The organism is Streptomyces sp. NPDC008125, from assembly GCF_042957125.1.
Taxonomy (GTDB): domain Bacteria; phylum Actinomycetota; class Actinomycetes; order Streptomycetales; family Streptomycetaceae; genus Streptomyces.
On record NZ_JBIBHR010000008.1, the window covers coordinates 1 to 22,223 of the forward strand.

At 72.6% G+C, this 22,223-nt stretch carries 14 protein-coding genes; 5 read left to right on the plus strand and 9 right to left on the minus strand.

Annotated features, from left to right (window positions below; translation table 11 throughout):
* Window positions 1-232 precede the first annotated feature (232 nt).
* Together ACFZAX_RS15315 and ACFZAX_RS15320 are read right to left on the minus strand one after the other, a co-directional pair.
* Window positions 233-346: an LPXTG cell wall anchor domain-containing protein gene (locus ACFZAX_RS15315; RefSeq protein WP_390961943.1), complete on the minus strand. Its 114-nt coding sequence runs from the start codon at window positions 344-346 to the stop codon at window positions 233-235.
* Window positions 347-756: 410 nt separating this feature from the next.
* The gene (locus tag ACFZAX_RS15320) at window positions 757-2,883 is read right to left on the minus strand and encodes a cellulose binding domain-containing protein (protein WP_390961945.1); all 2,127 of its coding nucleotides are present in this window, start codon (window positions 2,881-2,883) and stop codon (window positions 757-759) included.
* Between the two features lie 593 nt (window positions 2,884-3,476).
* Here ACFZAX_RS15320 and ACFZAX_RS15325 point away from each other — a divergent pair.
* The 3 genes from ACFZAX_RS15325 (at window position 3,477) to ACFZAX_RS15335 (ending at window position 9,865) form a co-directional block, all read left to right on the plus strand.
* The gene (locus ACFZAX_RS15325) at window positions 3,477-5,792 is read left to right on the plus strand and encodes a glycoside hydrolase family 9 protein (protein ID WP_390961946.1); all 2,316 of its coding nucleotides are present in this window, start codon (window positions 3,477-3,479) and stop codon (window positions 5,790-5,792) included.
* Window positions 5,793-6,191: 399 nt separating this feature from the next.
* Complete coding sequence (locus ACFZAX_RS15330) at window positions 6,192-8,645, plus strand: glycoside hydrolase family 3 C-terminal domain-containing protein (RefSeq protein ID WP_390961948.1); 2,454 nt, start codon at window positions 6,192-6,194, stop codon at window positions 8,643-8,645.
* A gap of 353 nt (window positions 8,646-8,998) precedes the next feature.
* Window positions 8,999-9,865 (plus strand): peptidoglycan-binding protein, encoded by an 867-nt coding sequence (locus ACFZAX_RS15335; protein ID WP_390961950.1) that lies wholly within the window; start codon window positions 8,999-9,001, stop codon window positions 9,863-9,865.
* 60 nt (window positions 9,866-9,925) lie between these two features.
* Here ACFZAX_RS15335 and ACFZAX_RS15340 read toward each other — a convergent pair whose 3' ends face one another.
* From ACFZAX_RS15340 to ACFZAX_RS15355, 4 genes are all read right to left on the minus strand, one after another.
* Window positions 9,926-11,524 (minus strand): von Willebrand factor type A domain-containing protein, encoded by a 1,599-nt coding sequence (locus ACFZAX_RS15340; protein WP_390961952.1) that lies wholly within the window; start codon window positions 11,522-11,524, stop codon window positions 9,926-9,928.
* A 187-nt stretch (window positions 11,525-11,711) separates the two neighbouring features.
* Window positions 11,712-12,635, minus strand: coding sequence for an ABC transporter permease (locus ACFZAX_RS15345; protein WP_390961954.1), 924 nt, complete (start codon window positions 12,633-12,635; stop codon window positions 11,712-11,714).
* A complete protein-coding gene (locus tag ACFZAX_RS15350; RefSeq protein WP_390961956.1) occupies window positions 12,632-15,376 on the minus strand; it encodes an alpha/beta fold hydrolase in 2,745 nt (914 codons plus the stop codon). The genes ACFZAX_RS15345 and ACFZAX_RS15350 overlap by 4 nt, the downstream gene beginning before the upstream one ends.
* Before the next feature lie 126 nt (window positions 15,377-15,502).
* Window positions 15,503-16,327 (minus strand): response regulator, encoded by an 825-nt coding sequence (locus tag ACFZAX_RS15355; protein ID WP_390961958.1) that lies wholly within the window; start codon window positions 16,325-16,327, stop codon window positions 15,503-15,505.
* A 133-nt stretch (window positions 16,328-16,460) separates the two neighbouring features.
* Between ACFZAX_RS15355 and ACFZAX_RS15360 the strand changes: the two genes are divergently transcribed.
* On the plus strand, window positions 16,461-18,110 hold the full coding sequence (locus tag ACFZAX_RS15360) for an ATP-binding protein (protein WP_390961959.1): 1,650 nt from the start codon (window positions 16,461-16,463) through the stop codon (window positions 18,108-18,110).
* Between the two features lie 294 nt (window positions 18,111-18,404).
* On the opposite strand, the gene ACFZAX_RS15365 is transcribed toward ACFZAX_RS15360, so the two are convergent.
* Together ACFZAX_RS15365 and ACFZAX_RS15370 are read right to left on the minus strand one after the other, a co-directional pair.
* A complete protein-coding gene (locus ACFZAX_RS15365; protein WP_390962292.1) occupies window positions 18,405-19,004 on the minus strand; it encodes a DUF4291 family protein in 600 nt (199 codons plus the stop codon).
* Window positions 19,005-19,070: 66 nt separating this feature from the next.
* Entirely contained in the window at window positions 19,071-19,457 is a 387-nt protein-coding gene (locus ACFZAX_RS15370) for a hypothetical protein (protein ID WP_390961961.1), read from the minus strand.
* A gap of 437 nt (window positions 19,458-19,894) precedes the next feature.
* On the opposite strand from ACFZAX_RS15370, the gene ACFZAX_RS15375 reads away from it, so the two are divergent.
* Window positions 19,895-20,470 carry a lamin tail domain-containing protein gene (locus ACFZAX_RS15375; protein ID WP_390961963.1) on the plus strand — a complete coding sequence of 192 codons (576 nt, stop codon included), beginning with the start codon at window positions 19,895-19,897 and terminating at the stop codon, window positions 20,468-20,470.
* 220 nt (window positions 20,471-20,690) lie between these two features.
* On the opposite strand, the gene ACFZAX_RS15380 is transcribed toward ACFZAX_RS15375, so the two are convergent.
* Complete coding sequence (locus tag ACFZAX_RS15380) at window positions 20,691-22,193, minus strand: CoA-acylating methylmalonate-semialdehyde dehydrogenase (protein ID WP_390961965.1); 1,503 nt, start codon at window positions 22,191-22,193, stop codon at window positions 20,691-20,693.
* Window positions 22,194-22,223 lie beyond the last annotated feature (30 nt).

Genomic DNA, 22,223 nt, shown 5'->3' on the forward strand with positions numbered 1-22,223 from the left:
TCGAGCCCCACCTGCAAAAAGGCAGGTCAGCACATCGCTAATCGCGCAACACCTTCTAAGCGCTTGGCCGCAGGTTCGAGTCCTGCCGGGGGCACCGCCGAGAGCCCTCCCCTTCGGGAGGGCTTTTCGCTGGTCAGGGCCGTCGCGTACTGCGAGATCGTCTACGGGATCCCGGTCGGTCGGCAGTAGCGACCTGCCGCGTCCGTGACGGCATGCCGCGCAGGTCTGGCGCCTACCTTCGGCGCCGGAGGTACCAGGCCGCCGCGAGCACGATGAGGATGGCAACGACGAAGGCCCAGACCGTCGTTGCGCCGCTGTAGGACCGGTAGGCATACAGAGCCAGCATGCTGAGGCGGATACCCCGGGCTCGTGGCTTCAGCCGACATCCGCCGCACGCCCCGTGCCGCATACGAGGCAAAGGCGGCCGGTGCGGCGGTAACGCGGGAGTCGCCCACACCGCGCGGGACGACCCGGCGGGACAGCCGTCGCACGTGGTCCGTCGCCGGTGGCCAAGCGGCCGAGGACGCCTCTGCCGCTCGACCACCCTGCCGTTCGACCACCCTCCCGCGCCACCACCCTCCCGCGCGGCCACCCCGCCGCTGGCCCACCCCGCCGCAGCGACGGCCCGCGCGGCAGGGTGGGCCAGCGGGCCCTGGTCCCGGGCGGACCGGGCGAAGGGCCGGACCAGCCGGACCACCCGAACCGCCCGAACCGCCCGGACCGCCCGGACCAGGCCGGGCCGGACCGGTCCGGGCGTCAGCCGCTGGAGCAGACCGTGCCGTTGAGGCGGAAGGCCGTCGGGGCCGGGTTGGGGCCGTCGTTGGCGCCGACGAATCCGAAGGAGGCCGTCGAGCCGCCGCCCGGGGCCAGCGGCCCCGCGCCGTCGGGTGCGGTCACCCGCACGTGGGAGCCGGTCTGGTGGAACGTGGCGTTCCAGCCGGAGTCCACCGTCTGGGTCCCGGTCGGCCAGTCCCAGTCGACGGTCCAGCCGGTGACCGGCGTGTCGGAGAGGTTGCGGACGGTGACCGTGGACACGAAGCCGTTGCCCCAGCTCGTGTCACGGCGGTAGGTCACCGCGCAGGACGCGTCCGACGGGATGCCGGTGGTGAAGGTGAGCGGAGAGGACGCGGCGGAGAGCCGCCCCGAGGCGTCGGCCGCCAGCACGTTGACCGTGTGGGTGCTGCCCGGGGGCAGGTTCCGCAGGGTCACGGACGTGCCGGTGGACTCACCGACCAGGCGGGTGTGCGTGCCGTCGCGCTCCTGGATCAGGTAGCGGGCGGCGCCCGTCGCGCTCGTCCAGGAGAGGCGCGCGGTGGTGTCGCTCACCCCCTCCAGCTTCGGGGTGCCCGGGGTTCCGGCGGCCGAGGCCCCTGGACCGGTGCCGGCCTGCGGTTCGAGGGTGACGGTGAGCAGTGCGTACGGCGGGACGGTGACCCGGGAGGCGGACGCCTCCCCGGCGGCGACCGCGGTGATGTCGCTGTCGCCCCGTGCGTAGCGGCTGGCCTCGGGCGCGGTGGCGGCCGGAGTGAAGCCCGCGTAGCCGAGGTCCACGGTCCGGGCGGCGTCCGGGTTCTTGTTGACGAGCAGGACGCTCAGCCGCCCGTCGCGGCGGAGGACCGCGTGGGCCGAGACGTCCTGCGCGGAGGACGCGGCAGCGACCATGGTGTCGCCCGCGGTGCCGAGTTCGCTGGTCATCTTCATGCCGAAGTAGGGATGGAACGGCGTGTTCGGCGCCGGCTCGCACACGTCACCGGCGCAAGCGCCGCTGGAGAGCATCCCCATGTCGCCGTAGTCGGTCTCGCCGTCGACGGTCGTGATCTGGCCGACACCGTTGTGGGTGTTCCACCAGTCGACGTTGAACACGCCGTTCTCCAGCGCCGTCATGAACGCGTCCGCGGCGAACAGTCCGTTGGGACGGGCGGTGAGCCGGGCGCCACCGGTGTTGGTGTTGATCTCGGTGAGGGCGATGCCGATGCCCGGCGAGTCGGTCCCCGCGTACTGGTCGAGTTGGCTGCGCACCTCCCGCAGTTCCCCGGGCAGCCTGGCCAGCCTGGCCGAGGCGTCCGCGGCGGTGGTGTCGGACCCGCCCGCGTACCAGTGGACGCTCACAAAGTCGATGACGTCGGCCACTTGGGGCAGGACGGTGTTGTTCCAGTCGCCGGGGTCGCCCTCGCCGGCCACGCCGTCCGGCCATTCGCCCGGAGAGGTGAGGACTGCGCCGATCTTGATGGTCGGGTCGACGGCCTTCATGGCCGCGGCGTAGGCGCGGACCTGGCGGGCGTACTCGCCGGGGCTCTTGTCCTGGTGGTCGTCGTGCTCCCAGCCACTGCCGTAGTGACCGTTGCCGTAGATCTCGTTGCCGATCTCCCAGTACTTCGCGCCGTAGCGCTTCGTGATGTTCGCGTACCTGACCCAGCCGGCCGCCTCCTCGGGCGTGCCCGAACCGTAGTTGGCGATCAGGATGGGTTGCGCACCGGTGGCGGCGACGGTCCCCATGAAGGAGTCGAAACCGGTACCCGGAGCGACGTAGCCCCCGGGCGCCGTGTGCGTCTCCCAGTGGTAGATGTCCGCGTACGACCCACCGGGGTAGCGCATCGCCCCCACATCGGCCGCCTTCATCAACTCGGCCACCTCGGGATCGTTCATGTGCGAGTCCCACACGGCGGTGTTGACGCCGCGGGCGGTGTCGGACAGCCGGCCGAGCGACGCCTGGGCGTTGACCTGGACCGCCACGTCCGCGGCGTCGGTCGTCGAAGACGCGGCGGGCGCGACGCCGACCAGCGACGTCAGCAGGGCTGAGGCCACGGCCAGGACGGCCGCGCCGCGCGCGAGGGGGCGTAAGCCGGTGGCGGCCGGGCGGCCGGGTCCGTGCGGTGCTGGCATGGGAGTCCTCACTGGGTGATCCATCGTCACGAGCGGTTCGGTGGAGGTCGGGCCGTGCCGCCGGGCGGGCGGACGACCGGCGTGGCGGGCGAGGCGTCGTCCGGGCAACGGAACGTTCCGCGCGGGCGGCGCGGCAGGCGGGACGTGAGCACGGTGCGGTCGGGCACATGCGGGTCGACGGACCGGTCCCGCCGATGGGAGCGCTCCCATAGTGAGAGCGGTGCGACCTCCTGTCAACGCCCGTACACCACAGCGATTTCAGGTGCCCCACGACGACACGACCCGGTCCGACCGTGCGGCTCGGCCGGGGCGGAGGGCCCACCCGGCGAATGCACAGTTTCAGCCACACGGCGCGGAAGTGGCGCGTTCACACATTGCCGCTTTGTTTCACAGCGCGGCAATCTGAGGCGCGGGAGCGCTCCCATCGCACCTTCCCGCCGCTGCCCATGGCCGACACTCCCCACGGAAAGAAGACATCAATGACTTGTCAGGCACATGCAAGACAGCGGGTGGTGCGGCCACGGCGCGGGCTGCTCCCGCGACTGCGTCCCACGTCAGGGATCCGATCCCGCTGGGGCGTCGCCCTCGGCGTCGTGACCGCCTTGTTCGCCGTCGCCCTCACGCCGCTCGCCGCGACCCCGGCCGCGGCCGCCCCCGCGTTCGCCTACGGCGAGGCGCTGCAGAAGTCGCTCTTCTTCTACGAGGCCCAGCGCTCCGGCCGTCTGCCCGGCGACAACCGGGTCTCCTGGCGCGGCGACTCGGGTCTGGACGACGGCAAGGACGTCGGCTTGGACCTGACCGGCGGCTGGTACGACGCCGGCGACCACGTCAAGTTCGGTCTGCCCATGGCGTACAGCGCCACCGTCCTGGCCTGGGGCGGCGTCGAGCAGAAGGCCGCGTACGCCGCGTCGGGGCAGCTGAAGTACCTCAAGGACAGTCTGCGCTTCGTCAACGACTACTTCGTCAGGGCGCACCCGTCTCCGAACGTGCTGTACGGCCAGGTGGGCAACGGCGCCGACGACCACAAGTGGTGGGGTCCGGCCGAGGTGATGCCGATGGCCCGGCCCGCCTACCGGATCGACGCCTCCTGCCCCGGTACGGACCTCGCCGGGCAGACGGCCGCCGCGATGGCCTCCTCCTCGATGCTGTTCTCCGACGACGACCCGGCCTACGCGGCGAAGCTGGTCACCCACGCGAAGCAGCTGTACGCGTTCGCCGACACCTACCGGGGCAAGTACAGCGACTGCATCACCGACGCGAAGTCGTACTACAACTCCTGGAGCGGGTACCAGGACGAACTGGTGTGGGGCGCCGTCTGGCTCTACCGGGCCACCGGTGACGCCGCCTATCTCGCCAAGGCCGAGCAGTACTACGACGGCCTCTCCACCGAGCCGCAGACCACCACTCGCTCCTACCGGTGGACACTCTCCTGGGACGACACCTCCTACGGCTCCTACGTGCTGCTCGCCAAGATCACCGGGAAGCAGAAGTACATCGCCGACGCCAACCGATGGCTGGACTGGTGGACGTCCGGGGTGGACGGCGCGAAGGTCCGCTACTCCCCCGGCGGCGAGGCCGTGCTGGACTCGTGGGGCTCCCTGAGGTACGCGGCCAACACCGCGTTCGCCGCGCTCTCCTACAGCGACTGGCTGACGGGCGACGCGACCCGCAAGGCGCGGTACCACGACTTCGCGGTGCGCCAGATCGACTACGCGCTCGGCGACAACCCCCGCAGGGCGAGCTACGTCGTCGGCTTCGGCAACACACCTCCCACCAAACCGCACCACCGCACCTCGCACGGCTCGTGGACCGACCAGATCACCAGCCCCGCCGAAAGCCGCCACGTCCTCTACGGCGCCCTCGTGGGCGGACCGAGCGCACCCGACGACGCCTACACCGACGACCGGCAGAACTACACCAACAACGAGGTGGCCACCGACTACAACGCGGCGTTCACCGGTGCCCTCGCCCGCCTCTACGCCGAGTACGGCGGCGCCCCGCTCGTCGCCTTCCCGCCGACCGAGCAGCCGGACGGGCCGCAGGTGCTGGCGCAGGCGTCGGTGAACGCCTCCGGGAGCAACTTCACCGAGATCAAGGCCTACCTGGTGAACAAGTCGGCCTGGCCCGCCCGACCGCTGACGAAGGCCTCCCTGCGGTACTACTTCACGCTGGAACCGGGGGTCTCGCCGGCGAACATCACGGTCACCACCAACTACAACCAGTGCGGTACCGCGAGCGGCGCCACGCGGTACGCGGGCGACGTGTACTACGTGAGCGTGGACTGCTCGAACACGGTGATCGCGCCGGCCGGGCAGTCGGCGTACCGCAAGGAGGTCCAGTTCCGCGTCAGTTCCTCGGGCGCCTGGGACCCGTCGAACGACTGGTCCCTCCAGGGCCTGCCCACCACGCCGGGCGCCACCCCGGCGGACGCGCCGAACCTGGTGCTGCTGGACGGGGACGTACGTCAGTGGGGAGCGCTGCCGGACGGATCCGGTCCGACGCCCACACCCACCCCCACCCCCACCCCGACGCCGACACCCACGCCGACCCCGACACCCACACCCACACCCACACCCACGCCGACGCCCGCGCCGGGTGCGGGCTGCGCCGTCACCTACAAGGTCGGCTCCTCCTGGGGCGGCGGCTTCACCTCCGACGTCACCATCCGCAACACCGGCACCACCACGGTGAACGGTTGGCGTCTCGCCTGGAGTTTCGTCGGCGACGAGAAGGTCACCAGCGCGTGGAACGCGACCGCCACCCAGACCGGCGCGGCCGTGACCGCCATCGACGCCGGTCACAACAAGGCGATTCCACCGGGCGGTTCGGCGTCCTTCGGATTCCAGGGATCCGGCGTGCCCGGCGCCGCCCCTACGGGCTTCGCCCTGAACGGCGTTCCCTGCGCCTGAGAAGGTGAACGGTTGCACGGCGTCGGCGGCGCCGTGCGACCGTGAACGTGACGGACCACCCCGTGGAGGCCCGCCCGTCGGTGGGTGCGGCGGGCGGGGACCGCGCGTGGCTGCATCGGTGTACCGGTATCGCGATCACCGTGGGTGTGTCTCCCGTGCCCGCGTGCCACCGGCCGTTACGTTCCTGGCATCCAAGCACCGGGAGAGGCCATGCGCGTCAGTCGTCGTTCGCTGCTGAGAATGGGGGGCGCCGGTACGGTCACCGCCGGCCTCGCCGTCGTGGGCCCCGGGGCCGCCGCCTCGGTCAGGGACGGGGGCACGGGGGCAGCCGGCAAAGGCTCCAAGGGCTCCCGAGGCTCGAAGGGTTCCGGAGTCCCGGCCGCCGAAGGAGCCGCATCCGTGTCCGTGGGACCCGTGAAGCAGCCCGGGTCGGCCGCTGCCCGGGCGAAGGCGGTCGAGCTGGTCGGGCGGATGACGACGGACGAGAAGATCGCCCTGCTGCACGGGGTGAACGTCAAGGAGGTCGTCGCCCGGCCCGGGTACATCGGCAAGGTGCCGGGCAACGAGCGGCTCGGTGTCCCCGCGACAATCCTGGCCGACGGGCCGAGCGGGGTGGGGAACGGGTCGACGGGGGTGACCCAGTGGCCCTGTTCGAAGGCGCTGGCGGCGACCTGGGACCCGGCCGCGGCCGAGACGTACGGGCGGGCGTACGGGGGTGAGCAGGCGGCCAAGGGGCACAACGTAGCGCTGGGGCCGTGCGTCAACATCCTGCGGACGCCCCGGTGGGGCCGGTCGTTCGAGACGTTCACGGAGGACCCGCACCTCAACGCGGCGCTGGCGGCGCCCGTCGTACGGGGCATCCAGTCGAACCACGTCATCGCGACGGTGAAGCACTTCGCGGCCAACAACCAGGAGACGCTGCGGCACTCCATCGACGTGGTGGTGTCCTCCCGGGCGCTGCACGAGATCTACTTCCCGGCGTTCCGCGCGGCCGTCCAACAGGGCGGCGTGGGCGCGGTGATGACCGCGTACAACAAGGTCAACGGGGTCTGGACGCACGAGAACCGCACCCTGGTCCAGGACGTGCTGCGGGACGGCTGGGGCTTCGACGGCATCGTGATGTCGGACTGGGGCGGTACCCACAGCACGGTGCGGACCGCCGAGGCGGGGTCCACCACCGAGATGCCCGGGTCCACGTACCTCGGTACGGCGCTCGCCTCGGCGGTCGCGCGGGGTGCGGTCACCGGGGAGACGCTCGACACGATGGCCGTGCAGGTGCTGACGGGCATGTACCGGGTCGGGCTGTTCGACCACCCGCTCCCCGACCCGCTGACGCTGCTGGACACGGTCGTCTCCACCGAGGAGAACCGGCTGCTGGCCCGTCGGATCGGGGTCCAGGGCAGCGTGCTGTTGAAGAACGCGGGCGGGGTGCTGCCGTTCGGCGCCCCCCGGTCCGTGGCGGTGATCGGGGACGCGGCCGGTGCGGGATACCGGTCGCACGGCGGTGGTTCGGGCAGCGTGAACCCGTACGGCGGGGTGGTGACCCCGCTCGCCGGGATCACGGCCCGCGCCGCGAAGGCCCCGGTGAGCATCCCGGTGACGTACGCGCGCGGCACCCTCGGGGTCGGCGCGCTGCCCGCCGTGCCCGCCGACGCCCTCGGCTCGGGCCTCCGGGCCGTCTACTACGCCTCGGCCGACCTCACCGGCACGGTCCTCGCCACCACGACCACCGACCGCCTCGACTGGACGGCCGCACCGCCCCCGGTGAGCGGCCGGACCGGCGCCTGGTCGGTGCGGTACAGCGGTACGTACACGGCGTCCGTCACCGGGCGGTACCGGTTCTCGCTGAGCGGCGGCGGGGCGGTGGTGCTCACCGTCGACGGGACGGTGGTGGCGGATTACGCGACCGGGGCCGAGGTGGTGCAGAACGGCTTCGTGACGCTGGCGGAGGGCCCGCACTCCATCGAGGTCACCTACCGCCACACCTCCGGCACCGCGAGCCTGCGGGTCGGCCACCAGCCGGGGCAGGACCGGCTGATCGCCGAGGCCGCCGCCACCGCCGCGGCGGCCGAGGTGGCGGTGGTGGTCGTGGTGGACGTGACGGCGGAGAGCATGGACCGCTCCACCCTGTCCCTCGCCGCCGACCAGGACGAGCTGATCGCCGCGGTCGCCGCGGCCAACCCCCGTACCGTCGTGGTGCTCAACACCTCGGGGGCGGTGCTGATGCCGTGGCTGCCGGAGGTTCCGGCGGTGGTCGCCAACTGGTACGGAGGCCAGGAGCAGGGCAACGCGGTCGGGGCGATGCTCTTCGGCGACGCGGAGCCCGGCGGCCGGCTCCCCGAGACCTTCCCGGCGACGGAGACGCAGGGGCCGGCCAAGCGGCCGGTGGAGTTCCCCGGCGACGGCAAGCAGGTCTACTACGACGAGGGACTGGCCGTCGGGTACCGCTGGTACACGCAGTCGGGCGAGCAGCCGCTCTTCCCGTTCGGCCACGGTCTGTCGTACACCACCTTCGCCCTCTCCGGACTGAAGGTCGTCCGGGCCGGTTCCGGTCACCGGGCGACCGTGCGGGTCCGCAACACCGGGTCCCGGGCGGGCAGCGAGGTCGTACAGCTCTACGTCACCTTCCCCGCGGCGGCGGGCGAGCCCCCGGCGCAGCTCAAGGCGTTCGCCAAGGTGACGGTGGAGCCCGGGCGTTCGGCCGTCGTCACGCTGGACGTACCCCGGCAGGCGCTGGCCGTGTGGCGGTCCGTGGAGGACGGCTGGACGCTGCTGCCGGGGTCGTACGAGTTCGCGGTGGGGCGCTCGTCCGCGGAGCTGCCGCTGCGTACGCGGGTGCGGGTCACCGGGTAGGGCGGGTCCGGGTCCCCCGGCCAGGGTTCGGCCCCCGGCCAGGGTGCGGGACCCCCGGCCAGGGTTCGGCCCCCCGGCCAGGGTGCGGGTCACCCGGTAGGGCGGGACCCGGGCTCTTCGGCCACGGGGGCGGGGAGGGCCGCGATACGCTGCGCGCCCCTTCGCCCCGGTGACCGAGGGTTCGGGAACGGTTACGGAGGGGCACAACATCCTCGTGGGGCGCATTCCGCACGACTGCGTTCCTACGGCCGCAAACCGTGCGGCTGCGGTCGTACGACCGCATTCCGCACGACCGCAGCCGCACGACCGCATTCCGCACGACCGCGCAGACGAAGCACCGAGGGAGCACCACCATGGCAACCCCCTTGTCCGCCGACACCCTGCTCAAGGCCCTTCGCGACGAGGGGCTGAAGGTGGTGGAGTACAAGAGCTGGCGCACGAACAACCGTGATCACAAGGGCTCCTGGGGCCCGGTCAACGGCGTGATGATCCATCACACCGTCACTTCCGGCGTCGCGAGCTCCGTGGAGCTCTGCTACTCCGGCCGCTCCGACCTCCCCGGGCCGCTCTGCCACGGGGTCATCGACAAGGAGGGCACGGTCCACCTGGTCGGCAACGGTCGTGCCAACCACGCCGGGCTCGGCGACGACGACGTGCTGCGCGCGGTGATCGCCGAGTCGGCGGATCTGCCCGCCGACAACGAGGCCAACACGGACGGCAACACCCATTTCTACGGCTTCGAGTGCATCAACCTCGGCGACGGCCAGGACCCGTGGCCGGCCGCCCAACTGCTCGCGATCGAGCGGGCGTCGGCGGCGATCTGCCGCGCCCACAAGTGGTCCGAGCGCTCGGTGATCGGGCACCTGGAATGGCAGCCGGGGAAGGTGGACCCGCGCGGCTTCCCGATGACCGCGATGCGCGACCGGATCGCGGTCCGGCTCGGCGCGGGTCCGGACGGGCCGATCCCGGAGCCGTACGAGCCGTTCCCCGGGGCCGGGTTCTTCACCGTCGGGCGGAACAGTCCGATCATCACCGCCATGGGCAAGCGGCTCGTGGCGGAGGGCTGCGACCTGTACGCGGTCGGGCCCGGGCCCACCTGGTCGGCGTCCGACCGCGCGTCGTACGCCGCCTGGCAGCGCAAGCTCGGGTACGCCGGGGACGCGGCCGACGGCGTCCCGGGCGAGGACAGCTGGGCGAAGCTCAAGGTCCCGAACGTGTGAGAGGGAAGCGGCGGGGAGGGCCCGCGACTGCGGTCGCCGGCCCTCCCCGTGACGCCCCGCTCAGCCCATCTCGCCCTCGGCCGGTGCCTCCGGCAGGTCGTCCGCCGCGCCCTTGAGCTCGGCGGCCCGGCCGATCGCGTCGGCGAGCTTGCCCACCGAATCGTCCTCGGTCTCCGCCGCCAGCTTCCGTGCCCGGGACGCGAGTTCGCCCAGCGCGGGCGTTCCGGGGAGAGTCCCGCCGCGCAGGATGTCGGCGAAGTAGGCGGCCACCGCGGTCACTTGGAGGCGCTCGTCGGAGCCGCCCCAGAGCGCCCCGCCGATGGCGCCGGTCTCCACCGATCCGGTCGCCTCCCGCGCCTTGCGGGTCGCCGGGTCGAGCCAGCGCACGGTGGCGGTGGCGACATGGCCGGAGGCCTTCTCGCGCAGGCGCACGGCGTAGAGCGCGGTCACCGTGTGCCCGGGGCCGACCTCGCCGCCGTCCACGCTGTCGTCGCGGAAGTCCTCGTCGGCGACGGCCCTGTCCTCGTAGCCGATGAGCTTGAACTGCTGGACCGTGCCACGGTCGAACGCCACCTGCGCCTTGGCGTCGCGGGCGCGGAGCTGGACGTGGGCGGGGAGCTGGTCGACGAAGACCTTGCGGGCCTGGGCCTCGTCGGCGACGTAGGTGGTGTTGCCGTCGCCCTTGTCGGCGAGCCGTTCCATCAGCGCGTCGCCGTAGTCGCTGCCGACGCCGACGCCGAAGAGGGTGATGCCGTACTCGCGCCGTGAGCTGTCGATCCGCTCCAGGATCGCGTCGGCGTCCGTCTCGCCGGTGTTGGCGAGGGCGTCGGAGAGCAGGACGACCCGGTTGGTGGCGCCCTCGCGGCGGCCGTCCACGGCCTCGTCGTAACCCCGCTCCACCCCCGCGGCGACGTTGGTGGAGCTTGCCGTGTGGAGCGACTCGACGGCTTCCCGGATCTTCGTGCGGTGGCCGCGCAGCGGGGTCATCGGGACCACGGTCTCGGCCTCGTCGCTGAAGGTGACCAGGGCCACCGAGTCGTCGTCGCGCAGTTGCTCGGTGAGGTACGCGAGCGAGGTGCGCACCAGGTCCAGGCGGCCGGTCTCCGCCATGGAGCCGGAGATGTCGACGACGAAGGTGAGTGCGGCGGGGGGCCTCGGGGTGGTGGTGTCGGCGGCCTTGGTCGCGAGCCCGACCCGCAGCAGCGACCAGCCGTCCGCCCCTTGCCCGGCGCGGGCTCCGTCGACGCTGACGGAGAAGCCGTTGCCGCCGGGGCGTTCGTACCCCTGTTTGAAGCTGTTGACGAACTCCTCGGGACGTACGGTCTCCGGCTCGGGGAGCTGCCCGTCGCCGAGGACGCGGCGCGCGTACCCGTAGCTGGCGGTGTCCACGTCGAGCGCGAAGGTGGAGAGGTAGTCGGGCGCGGCCTCGTCCTCCTTCGCCTGCTTGCCCGCCTCGTCGCCGGTGGTGGCCGCCGGGGCGGGCACGGGGCCGCCGCCGGTGACGGAGCCGCCGCGCGCGTCGGCGGCGGTTCCGTCGGACGAGGAGCCGCCGCCCGCGGCCGAGCATCCGGCGAGGAGTGCGGCGCTCACCAGCAGGGCGGCGAGCATTGCGCCCGCCCGTGCCCGGCCCGCCGGGCGTATCGATGTGCTGTGCTTCATCCCTGGCCCCCATGTCGTCGACATCTGTGAATGTGACGCGCGAGGGGGCCGCCGGGAGCCGTCGAACCGGTTGCGGATGAATCTCGATGCGGTGACGGAGAGCTGCCGAAGGGCGTCCGGGACGCGGAACATCAGGGTCCGGACACGATGTCCTCACGGACCGGCTCCGGCCGGCGGACCGGAGGCGTCACGACACGATGTCCTTCCGGCTGAATCCCCGGAAGGCCAGGGCGAAGAGGATCAGGGCGTACGTCACGGACACGGCCGAGCCCTTGATCATGCCGCCCCACTCCAGTTCGGGCTGGAGGGCGTCCGCCCAGGCGAACTGCCAGTGCGCGGGCAGGAAGTCGCGCCAGTGGCCGAGCGCGGTGACCGCGTCCAGGACATTGCCGACGATGGTCAGGCCGACCGCGCCGCCCACCGCGCCCAGCGGTGCGTCCGTCCGTGTCGACAGCCAGAACGCCAGGGCGGCGGTCACGAGCTGGGAGACGAAGACGAAGGCGACGACCAGCGCGAGCCGGGGCAGCGCGGCGGACTGGGCGAGTTCGCCGCCGGTCGGCAGCTGGAGAGGTCCCCAGCCGTAGGCCACCGCTCCGGCCCCGAGGGCGACCAGCGGGAGCAGCACCATCGCGGCCAGGCTGAAGCCGAGGGCGACGACGAGCTTGCTCCACAGCAGCCGGGTGCGCGGGACGGGGGCGGCGAGGAGGTAGCGCAGTGAGGACCAGCTCGCCTCGGAGGCCACGGTGTCCCCGCAGAACAGCGCCACCGGTACGACCAGCAGGAAGCCCGCCGAGACGAACAGGTTGACGGCGGCGAAGTTGGCCGCCGAGGCGGTGGCGGTGTCCATCAGGTTGATCCGGTCGGCACCGGAGCCTCCCCGGGAGCCGGGGGTGCCGCCGATGGCGAAGGCGACGATCAGGATGAACGGCAGGGCAGCGAGCACCCCGCCCATGAGCAGGGTGCGGCGGCGGCGCAGTTGCCGCATCGCCTCGACGCGGAGCGGGAGGGTGCGCCGGGGGTGGTAGCCGGGTGCGCCGGGCGTCTCCGTGGCCCCGGCAGGGCCGGAGCCGGGGGAGGTACCGGGGCCCGGGCCGGTGAGGACGTCACTCATGCGGAGCCTCCGGAGATCAGGGTGAGGAACGCGTCCTCCAGGCGGCGGTGCGGGCCGACGCCGGTGAGCGGCACGTCGAGCCGGACGAGGTCGGCGACCAGCGAGGCGGTGGTGGCGCCGTCGAGCCGTACGAGAAGCCCCCGCCCGTCCTCGGCGGGGACCGCGGAGGCGACGCCCGCGAGGGCCTCGATCTTGCGGAGCACCGGTTCGGTGACCTCTTCGGCGGTGGTGACGAGCAGCATGTCGCCGGAGCCGGTGATCTCGGCGACGGGACCTGCCTGGACGAGCCGCCCCCGGTCCATGACCACGAGGTGGGTGCAGGACTGTTCGACCTCGGAGAGGAGGTGGCTGGAGACGATGACGGTCCGGCCTCCGGCCGCGTAACGGATCATCACGTCCCGCATCTCGCGGATCTGCGGCGGGTCGAGGCCGTTGGTCGGTTCGTCGAGGATGAGGAGGTCGGGCATGCCGAGCATGGCCTGGGCGATGGCGAGACGCTGGCGCATGCCCTGGGAGTAGGTGCGTACGGCCCGGGCGAGCGCGTCGCCGAGGCCCGCGATCTCCAGCGCCTCGTCGATGCGGGAGTCCTCGGCGGGGCGGCCGGTTGCCTGCCAGTACAGCTCCAGGTTGGCGCGGCCGGTCAGGTGCGGCAGGAAGCCGGCGCCTTCGACGAACGCGCCGACACGGGAGAGTACCGGGGCGCCGGGCCGGATGGCCTGGCCGAAGACGCGGATCTCGCCCGCGTCGGGGGTGATGAGACCCATCAGCATCCGCAGGGTGGTGGTCTTCCCGGCGCCGTTGGGGCCGAGAAGTCCGAGCACCTGCCCCTGTTCGACGCGGAAGCCGAGGTCCTTGACGGCGTAACGGTCCGCGGCGCCCGCGTACTTCTTCGCGAGCCCGGAGATCTGGAGCGGTACGCCCGCGAGCGCCGGGTCCGGGGCGGGCGTCGCGGTGCGGCGGCGCGCGGTGAGCAGCAGCACGGCGGCGATGACGAGGGCGGCGGCCGGAAGCCCCCAGGTCCACCAGGGGAGTCCGGCCGCCGCCGCGGTCAGTCCGGCGTCGGTGGGTACGGAGAGCGGGCCGTCGACGGTGACGGTGTACGTGTTCGGCTCGGCGGGTGAGGCGTAGCCGAGATCGGTGGCGGAGAGCACCAGGCGGAGGCGGTGTCCGGCGTCGAAGGCGTGGTCGACGGCGGGCAGGGTCAGCTCGACGGGCCTGCCCTGCCGGCCGGGGGTGATCCGGAAGGGGGCGACGAGCTGGGAGGGCAGCTCCTGGCGCTTGCCGTCCGGCGCGACGTCGTACACCTTGCCGAAGAGGACGGCATCGCCGGTACGCGCCTTGACGGTGACCCGCACGGTGGGGGTGCCGGTGGCGCGGACCGATGAGGTCAGCGGCGCGCTGTCGAAGGTGGCGTGCTGGCCGGGGAAGTCCAGGGAGAGGCCGACGCCGAGGGAGGAGAGCTGCGAGAGTCCGGCGCCGAGTCCGGGAACGGCGGAGATCGCGGGCGGGCTGCCTCCGGCCGGGTTGCGGACGGTCGCGGTGTCCGCGGTGTCCGCGGCGCTCCCGGTGTCCGAGGCGCTCCCGGTGTCAGGGTTGGCCTCGGTGTCCGGGTTGGCCTCGGTGTCCGGGTTGGCCTCGGTCGCCCTGAGGGCGAAGTCCTGGGCGCCGCCGCGCAGTCCGGGGTAGGTGCCGGCGCTCGCGCCCCTGGTGAGGGCGGCCCCGTCGGTGGAGTCGACGCCGCCGGTGCGGGTGACGCGGAAGGCGGGGCCGGTGTCGGCGTCCCTGTCGCCCTTGAGGTAGCGGTCGAACCAGGCGCCGATCCGGTTCTGGACGCGGGTGTCCTCGGTGTCGCCGCCGTCGTGGCCGCCGGCGATCCAGTCGACGGAGACCGGTGCGCCGTTGCCGGAGACAGCCTTCGCCATGGCGTCGGCCTGGCCGAGCGGGAAGAGCGAGTCGGTCTGGCCCTGCACGATGAGAGCGGGCACGTCGATACGGTCGGCGACGGCGGAGGGCGAACGTTCCGTCAGCAGGGCGCGCGCCTCGGCGTCGGGTACACCGCTCGCCGCGACGCGTTCGTACATCGCGCAGAGCCGCGGCTCGAACTTCTCGCAGCCGCCGCCGCTGCTCACGAAGATCCCGGCCCAGAGCTTCTTGAACACCCCGTCCGGGAAGAGCGCGTCGGCGAGGTTCCAGTAGGTGATGACGGGCGCGATGGCGTCCACCCGGTCGTCGTACCCGGCGGCGAGGAGGGAGACCGCGCCGCCGTAGGAGGCGCCGGTGACGCCGACGCGCGGGTCGCCCTTGCCGTCGAGCCGGACCTCGGGGCGGGCGGCGAGCCAGTCGACCAGGCGGGAGACGTCCTCGACCTCGGCACCGGGGTCGTTGAGGCCGATCTTTCCGCCGGACCTGCCGAACCCGCGCGCCGACCAGGTGAGGACCGCGTACCCGTCCGCCGCGAGCTTCTCGGCCTCGGCGCGCACGTCGGCCTTGCTGCCGCCGAAGCCGTGGCCGAGCAGGACGGCGGGGCGCCGCCCGCCGCCGTCGGCGGTGAAGTACGTGGTGTCCAGGGGCACTCCGCCGGAGCGGATCGTCCGGTCCTGGTGGTGCACGGTGGGTGCGCCGTCGTCGGCCACGGCGGTCCAGGTGCCGACGCCGGCGAGCACGACGAGTGCGGCGACGGCCGCCGCCCATCGGCCGCGCGCGCGGGGCCGGCGGAGCCGTCGTGCGGTAGAGGTCTCCATGTCACGACCCTAAGGGGAGGCGACAGGCGTTCCCCGGGCCGGAGGGCGGAACCGCCCGGCCTCCTTGAGAGGTACGGCTCCCGGGCGCGTACTGCGGACGCGGTACGCGCCCCGGGGCCGGTGTTCTCAGCCGCCCTGGCGGTGCTGGGGCGGGACGGCGGTCTCCAGGAAGAAGCTGTCGATGCTCTGGACGGTGTGCACGAAGTCGTCCAGGTTGACCGGCTTGGTCACGTAGGCGTTGGCGTGCTGCGTGTAGGCGTCCTGGACGTCGTCGGGCGCGGCCGAGGTGGTGAGGACCACGATCGGGATGCTGGAGAGCTGCTCGTCGTTCTTGAGCACGCCGAGCAGCTCACGGCCGTTCATGCGCGGCATGTTGAGGTCGAGCACGATCAGGTCGGGCCGGTCCTTCGCGGGGTCGCGCAGGTACTCCAGGGCGGACACCCCGTCGTCGACCCGGTTGATGCCCCGCGCCATCCCGCGCTCGATCAGGGCCTCCTCGATGAGCATGGCGTCGGCCACGTCGTCCTCCACGAGCAGGACGGTGTAGGTGCGCCGGGGGGTGAGGCCGTTCATGTGGGGGCTCCGGTGATCGTTGGGCAGGGGGCGGGAGGGGGGTCGTTGGGTGAAGACCAGGCCGGGCCAGCGTTTGCGGGCCCCTTGCCGGCTGACGCCCCAGGCGCTGCCCAGCTGCGGGTAGCCGGCCCCCTCGACGGCGGCGGCGCGGGCCGCCCGGGCGGCGCACTCGTCCACCGCACGGCTGAGGAGGGCGAGCGCGCGCAGCGAGGCCAGCGGGTCGGTCCAGTTCTCGTCCGCCGGGGAGCCGTCGTGGTCCTCCCCGTACGGCACGGCGTCCGGCTCCAGCGCCAGGCGCTGCGCCAGGTCCGCGACCGCGCGGCGCGCGCGGTCGGCGAGCTCGTCGGTCCCGGGACGCGCCGAGGTCTCCACTGTCATGGCCGCACCGTAGCCGGAGCGGGAGGCCCGCGACAACCTGCGTTGTCGGCGGGGTAGGGTGACCCGCGCTCCGGTGGGTACTGGAGCCCGTGATCCACCCACCGTTTCCCAGCCGAGTGAGAGGTAAACCACCGTGCAGAGCGCCGAAGAGGGTTTCCGGCCGGCCGAGCTCCGGCCGGAGCGGGACCGGCCCGGCTGGAGCACCAGCCGCTGGCTCGTCACGGGCACCACCGTGGCCCTGGTGGTGCTGCTCGTGCTCGGCAGCTGCGGCACCTGGGCCCTGGTCCGGTCCACGGCGGTCAATCAGCGGCTCATCGGCCGCTGGTCCCCCGCGCTCATCTCCTCGGTGCGCATGGAGGCGGCGCTGGTCAACCAGGAGACGGGCATCCGCGGTTACGGCCTGGCCGGGGACACGGAGTTCCTCACCCCCTACCGCACCGGCCTGGCCCAGCAGAAGACCGCGATGGCGGAGCTGGAGGACCTCACCGCCGGGGACGTGCGGGCCTCGGCCGACCTCGCCCGGGTGGGCGAGCTCGCCGAGAACTGGCACGCCTCCGTCGCCCGGCCCATCGCCGCCGCCGCGGACCCGACCGCCCTGGCCCAGGAGCGCGCGGAGAGCGGGCGGGCCCAGTTCGACGCGCTGCGCACCGCGCTCAGGGTCCAGCAGGACCACATCGCCGCGGAGCGCGACCGGGCACGGAGCGATCTGGCCTCCGTGCGGACCATGCGCAACACGGTCTTCATCGTGATCGCCGCCGTGATGCTGGCGGTGATGGCCCTCGCCTTCGCGGGCCTGCGGCTGGGGGTGCAACGGCCGCTGGACCGGCTGAGGGCCGACGTCCGCAAGGTCGCCTCCGGGGACTACGCCCACGCGCTGAGCCCCACCGGCCCGGCCGACATCCAGATCCTCGCCGCCGACGTGGACGCCATGCGCCGCCGGCTCGCGGAGGACCTCGAACTCAAGGACCGGGCCCGGGCGACGCTCGACGCCCAGACCGTCGAACTGCGCCGCTCCAACGAGGAACTGGAGCAGTTCGCGTACGTCGCCTCGCACGACCTCCAGGAACCCCTGCGCAAGGTGGCCAGCTTCTGCCAGCTCCTGGAGCGGCGGTACGCCGAGCAGCTCGACGACCGGGCCAGGCAGTACATCTCCTTCGCCGTCGACGGCGCCAACCGCATGCAGCTCCTCATCAACGACCTGCTGACCTTCTCGCGCGTCGGACGGCTCCACACCGACGACCAGCAGGTCGACCTGGCAAGCCTGGTGCGGCGGACGGTCGGCGATCTGGACGTGGCCGTCCAGCAGACCGGTGCCACCGTCACCCACGACGAGCTGCCGGCGGTCCACGGGCAGCCGACACAACTCGGCCTGGTGCTGCAGAACCTGATCTCCAACGCGATCAAGTTCCGCAAGCCCGACACCGCGCCCACCGTCCACATCGCCGCCCGCCGGGTACCGAACCCGGGTCATGAGGGGAACGCGGAGAGCGGGCGCCCGTTCTGGGAGATCTCGGTGACCGACAACGGCATCGGCATCGCGCCCGAGTACGCGGAGCGGGTCTTCGTCATCTTCCAGCGGCTGCACACCCGCGAGAGCTACGAGGGCAACGGCATCGGCCTGGCGCTCTGCAAGAAGATCGTCGAGCACCACGGCGGATCGATCGCCGTGGACACCACCTACACCTCGGGCACCCGCTTCGTCTTCACGCTGCCGGGAGCGCTGCCGGACGTGGTGGACGAGGGCGAGGGCGAGGGTGAGAGGGCGGAAACCGCGGTGAAGTGAGCGCGGCCCCCACCTGCGCTCGGGCCGCGCGTCCTCTCCCCGAGACCCACTCCGTGCTGATCGCGGCGTTCCCCACCGAACTCGCGGACGACGCCCGCGCCGCCGCGGCGGTCGTTACCGCCCTCCCGGCTCCGTCCGGTCGACCACCCGTTCCCGGTCTCGGTGCTGGGCGGGGAGGTGTCCGTGCCCGGACGTCTCTCCAGCGACGAGCCGTCGCCGGAAGCGGTGGCCGCCCTGCCGCCCCGTCAGTCGCGCCCCGGAGCCGTACCCGGCTGGACGGCTCCGGCTGAGCCCTCACCCGGACAACGGCCGGGGCGCGACAGCCTCCGCGTACGGCCTCTCCTCCGGCAGCAGGCCGGTCGCCGCGTCGAGGTCTCCGGCGCGGACCAGGTGATGGATCTCCCGGGCGAGCGGGGTGACGTCGGTGACTGAGGCGGTCCACTCGTCCGCGTACCGCGCCGCCGCCACGCCGGACAGGCCGAGCTGGAGCGAGCGGTACGGGAGCGGGTTCAGCCGCAGGTCACGCTCGGGGTCCCACTGGACGCGGGCGGGAGCACGGCGGAGGCTGCGGCTCCAGGCGGCCCGGTCCGGGTGGAGTCCGCGTACGTAGTGGGAGAGTTCGGCGTTCTCCAGGGCCCACTCGAAGCCCTCACGGGTGATCTCGACGGCGAGGACCGTCTCCTGGCCCTCCTTGGTGGCCCAGCCGCAGCGGTACATCATCCACAGGAAGCTCGGCTTGATCCAGGTCATCCGGTCGCGCTTCCAGGCCGACGGGAAGCGGCCGTCGCGGGCGGCGGGCAGGCCGATGCCCGGTGAGTAGGCCTGGTAGACGGTGACGGTGGTGCCGGTGTGCCGGGCCCGGATCTCGTACTGCGGTGCGGTCATGCCGACCATGGTGCGGGGGCCCACCGGTCCGCCGCACCGGCTTTTCCCGGCGTGGCGGACCGGTGGGCGGAGCCGTCAGCGCTCGGTGGCGTCGTCGTCCCCGGGGTCGCCCGAGGGGCCGCTCTCGGCCTGCAGCGCGAGGTCGCGGAGGACGTCGGTGGAGGAGACGTCGGTCTGGCCGGAGTCGTGCACCCGCGCCAGCATCGTGTAGGCGAGCGTGAACGCCCCCACCAGCTGCTCGACCGCGCCGCCCACCTCGCGGCCGATCAGAGCGGCCATCTCCTCGACGGTGGCGTCCCCGGGGATCGCGATGCGCGGCATCGTCTCGTTCAGCAGGGCGGTGACGACGCTGCCCTCCATGTCGACGTCGTCGCGCTCCACGTCCTCTTCGAGCAGCCGCTGGATCTCGCCGGCTTCGGTGAGGATGCCGATCACTCGCTTCAGGACTTCCCTCTGCTCCATCCCGCGAGCATAGGCGCCCCGACCGGCACGTTCCCGGTGTTCGGCCGCAGCGAAACCGCCTCCCCTCGAACGGTTCGGCGAGTCTGCGGGAAAGATGGAGACGCCCATTCGATTTGACCGATACCTGCCGTTACGTTCCTCCACCTTCTTCACAGGGCGTACACAAGGTGGCGTGGAGCGGGGCGCGAGACGCACGGGGTCGACCGCGCCCTTACGGCGCAAGGGTGGGTGCACTGCGCACCATTTGACAGGATCCCGACGATTGCGGCGAGTGCCAGTTACATCCGTTCATAACGGAAATGTCTGCACTGTGTAACCGCGCTCCGGAGCGACTTCCGGCCATCGGCGAATCCGGACAGAGTCTGTGCTCCCGGCAGCGAACGCCGGGGCCGAGAACCGCCCGGACCTCCCCGTCCGGGCCTGTACCGAGGGGTCCCATGTCCCGTACCGCACGACGGATCACCGCTACTGTCCTCGCGTCCGGCGCCCTGCTGGCGGTCGCCGCTCTGCCGGCCTCCGCGGACGGCCACGACCGCGGGCACGACCGCGTCAAGCCCGCCCCGCGCTCCTCCGTCGTCCTGGGCAAGGTCCAGTACGACAGCCCGGGCCGCGACAACCGCTCCAACCGTTCGCTGAACGACGAGTGGGTGACCGTCACCAACACGTCCCGTCAGGCCGTCAACCTGCGCGGCTGGACGCTCACCGACGAGAGCCGCCGCACCTACCGCTTCGACCTGCGTCTCGCGGGCCGTTCGTCGGTGCGCGTCCACACCGGTGTGGGCCGTGACAGCCGCACGGACGTCTACCAGGACCGCAACAACTACCTCTGGGACAACAGCGACACCGCCACGCTGCGCGACTCCCGCGGTCGGAAGGTCGACGAGAAGTCGTGGGGCCGTCACGGCCGTGACGACAACCGGGGCCACGGTCGTGACGACAACCGGGGCCACGGCCGTGACGACCGGGGCCACGGCGACGACAGCCGGGGCCACGGCCGCGACGACCGCCGCTGAGCGCACCGGAGGGGCCGGGCCCCACCGGGTGACGAGGTGGTACGGCACGGCCCGGGCAGGCGCGCGCTGACCGGGCACGGCCGAGAAGAAACGATCGGCTGAGCGGGAACGACCGGCTGGGACGTACCGATCGGCTGAGCGGAAACGAATCGACGGCGCCCCGCGGCAATCCGGCCGCGGGGCGCCGCGTCGTGTGCTTCGGAAAATCTCCGGGGCGCGGTCAGTGGTTGCGCGGGAAGCCCAGGTCGACGCCGGACGGGGCGTCGGCCGGGTCCGGCCAGCGGGTGGTGACGACCTTGCCGCGCGTGTAGAAGTGCACCCCGTCGTTGCCGTAGACGTGGTGGTCGCCGAAGAGGGAGTCCTTCCAGCCGCCGAAGGAGTGGTACCCGACCGGGACCGGGATCGGCACGTTCACGCCGACCATGCCGGCCTGGATCTCCAGCTGGAAGCGGCGGGCGGCCCCGCCGTCGCGGGTGAAGATCGCGCTGCCGTTGCCGTACGGGGAGGCGTTCATGAGGGCGACGCCCTCCTCGTACGTCCCGGCGCGCAGCACGCAGAGGACGGGGCCGAAGATCTCGTCGCGGTAGGCGTCGGAGTCGGTGGAGACGCGGTCCAGGAGCGAGATGCCGATCCAGTGACCGTCCTCGAAGCCCGCCACGGTGTGGCCGGTGCCGTCGAGGACGACCTCGGCGCCCTGAGCGGCGGCACCGGTGACGTAGGAGGCGACCTTGTCGCGGTGGGCGGCGGTGATCAGCGGACCCATCTCGGAGGAGGGGTCGGTGCCGGGGCCGATCTTGATCTTCTCCGCGCGGTCCTTGATGCGGGCGACGAGTTCGTCACCGATCGCGCCGACCGCGACGACCGCCGAGATCGCCATGCACCGCTCGCCGGCGGAGCCGTACGCGGCCGAGACCGCCGCGTCGGCGGCGGCGTCCAGGTCGGCGTCGGGCAGCACCAGCATGTGGTTCTTCGCGCCGCCGAGCGCCTGGACGCGCTTGCCGTTCGCGGAGGCCGTGGCGTGGACGTGGCGGGCGATCGGGGTGGAGCCGACGAAGGAGACGGCGGCCACGTCGGGGTGGGTGAGCAACGCGTCGACCGCGGTCCTGTCGCCGTGCACGACGTTGAGCACCCCGTCCGGCAGCCCGGCCTCGGCGGCCAGTTCGGCGAGCAGCACGGCGGCGGACGGGTCCTTCTCGCTGGGCTTGAGGACGAAGGTGTTGCCGCAGGCGATGGCGAGCGGGAACATCCACAGCGGCACCATGGCCGGGAAGTTGAACGGGGTGATCCCGGCGACGACTCCCAGGGGCTGGCGGATCGAGGAGACGTCCACCCCGCCGGACACCTGGGTGGAGAGCTCGCCCTTGAGCTGGGTGGTGATGCCGCAGGCCAGCTCGACGATCTCAAGGCCCCGGGCCACCTCGCCCAGCGCGTCGGAGTGCACCTTGCCGTGCTCGGCGGTGATCAGGGCCGCGATCTCGTCGCGGTGGGCGTCGAGCAGGGCGCGGTAGCGGAACAGGACGGCGGTGCGGGCCGCGAGGGAGGAGAGACCCCAGGTCGCGTGGGCGGCCTTGGCGGCGGTGACGGCGGCGTCCACCTCCTCGACGGAGGCGAAGGCGACGCGGGTGGTGGCGGTGCCGGTCGCGGGGTCGGTGACCGGGCCGTACGCGCCCGACGTGCCCTCGACGGTCTTGCCACCGATCCAGTGGTGGACGGTCCTGGTCATGACGATCTCCTTCGGACTTCAGAGACTTCA

Bases quoted from the DNA above. Each gene is read 5' to 3' on its own strand.
- ACFZAX_RS15350 (WP_390961956.1), bottom strand. From the start codon at position 15,376: ATGGAGACCTCTACCGCACGACGGCTCCGCCGGCCCCGCGCGCGCGGC.
- ACFZAX_RS15355 (WP_390961958.1), bottom strand. From the start codon at position 16,327: ATGACAGTGGAGACCTCGGCGCGTCCCGGGACCGACGAGCTCGCCGAC.
- ACFZAX_RS15340 (WP_390961952.1), bottom strand. From the start codon at position 11,524: ATGAAGCACAGCACATCGATACGCCCGGCGGGCCGGGCACGGGCGGGC.
- ACFZAX_RS15320 (WP_390961945.1), bottom strand. From the start codon at position 2,883: ATGCCAGCACCGCACGGACCCGGCCGCCCGGCCGCCACCGGCTTACGC.
- ACFZAX_RS15375 (WP_390961963.1), top strand. From the start codon at position 19,895: ATGTCCCGTACCGCACGACGGATCACCGCTACTGTCCTCGCGTCCGGC.
- ACFZAX_RS15335 (WP_390961950.1), top strand. From the start codon at position 8,999: ATGGCAACCCCCTTGTCCGCCGACACCCTGCTCAAGGCCCTTCGCGAC.
- ACFZAX_RS15345 (WP_390961954.1), bottom strand. From the start codon at position 12,635: ATGAGTGACGTCCTCACCGGCCCGGGCCCCGGTACCTCCCCCGGCTCC.
- ACFZAX_RS15380 (WP_390961965.1), bottom strand. From the start codon at position 22,193: ATGACCAGGACCGTCCACCACTGGATCGGTGGCAAGACCGTCGAGGGC.
- ACFZAX_RS15365 (WP_390962292.1), bottom strand. From the start codon at position 19,004: ATGGTCGGCATGACCGCACCGCAGTACGAGATCCGGGCCCGGCACACC.
- ACFZAX_RS15370 (WP_390961961.1), bottom strand. From the start codon at position 19,457: ATGGAGCAGAGGGAAGTCCTGAAGCGAGTGATCGGCATCCTCACCGAA.
- ACFZAX_RS15315 (WP_390961943.1), bottom strand. From the start codon at position 346: ATGCTGGCTCTGTATGCCTACCGGTCCTACAGCGGCGCAACGACGGTC.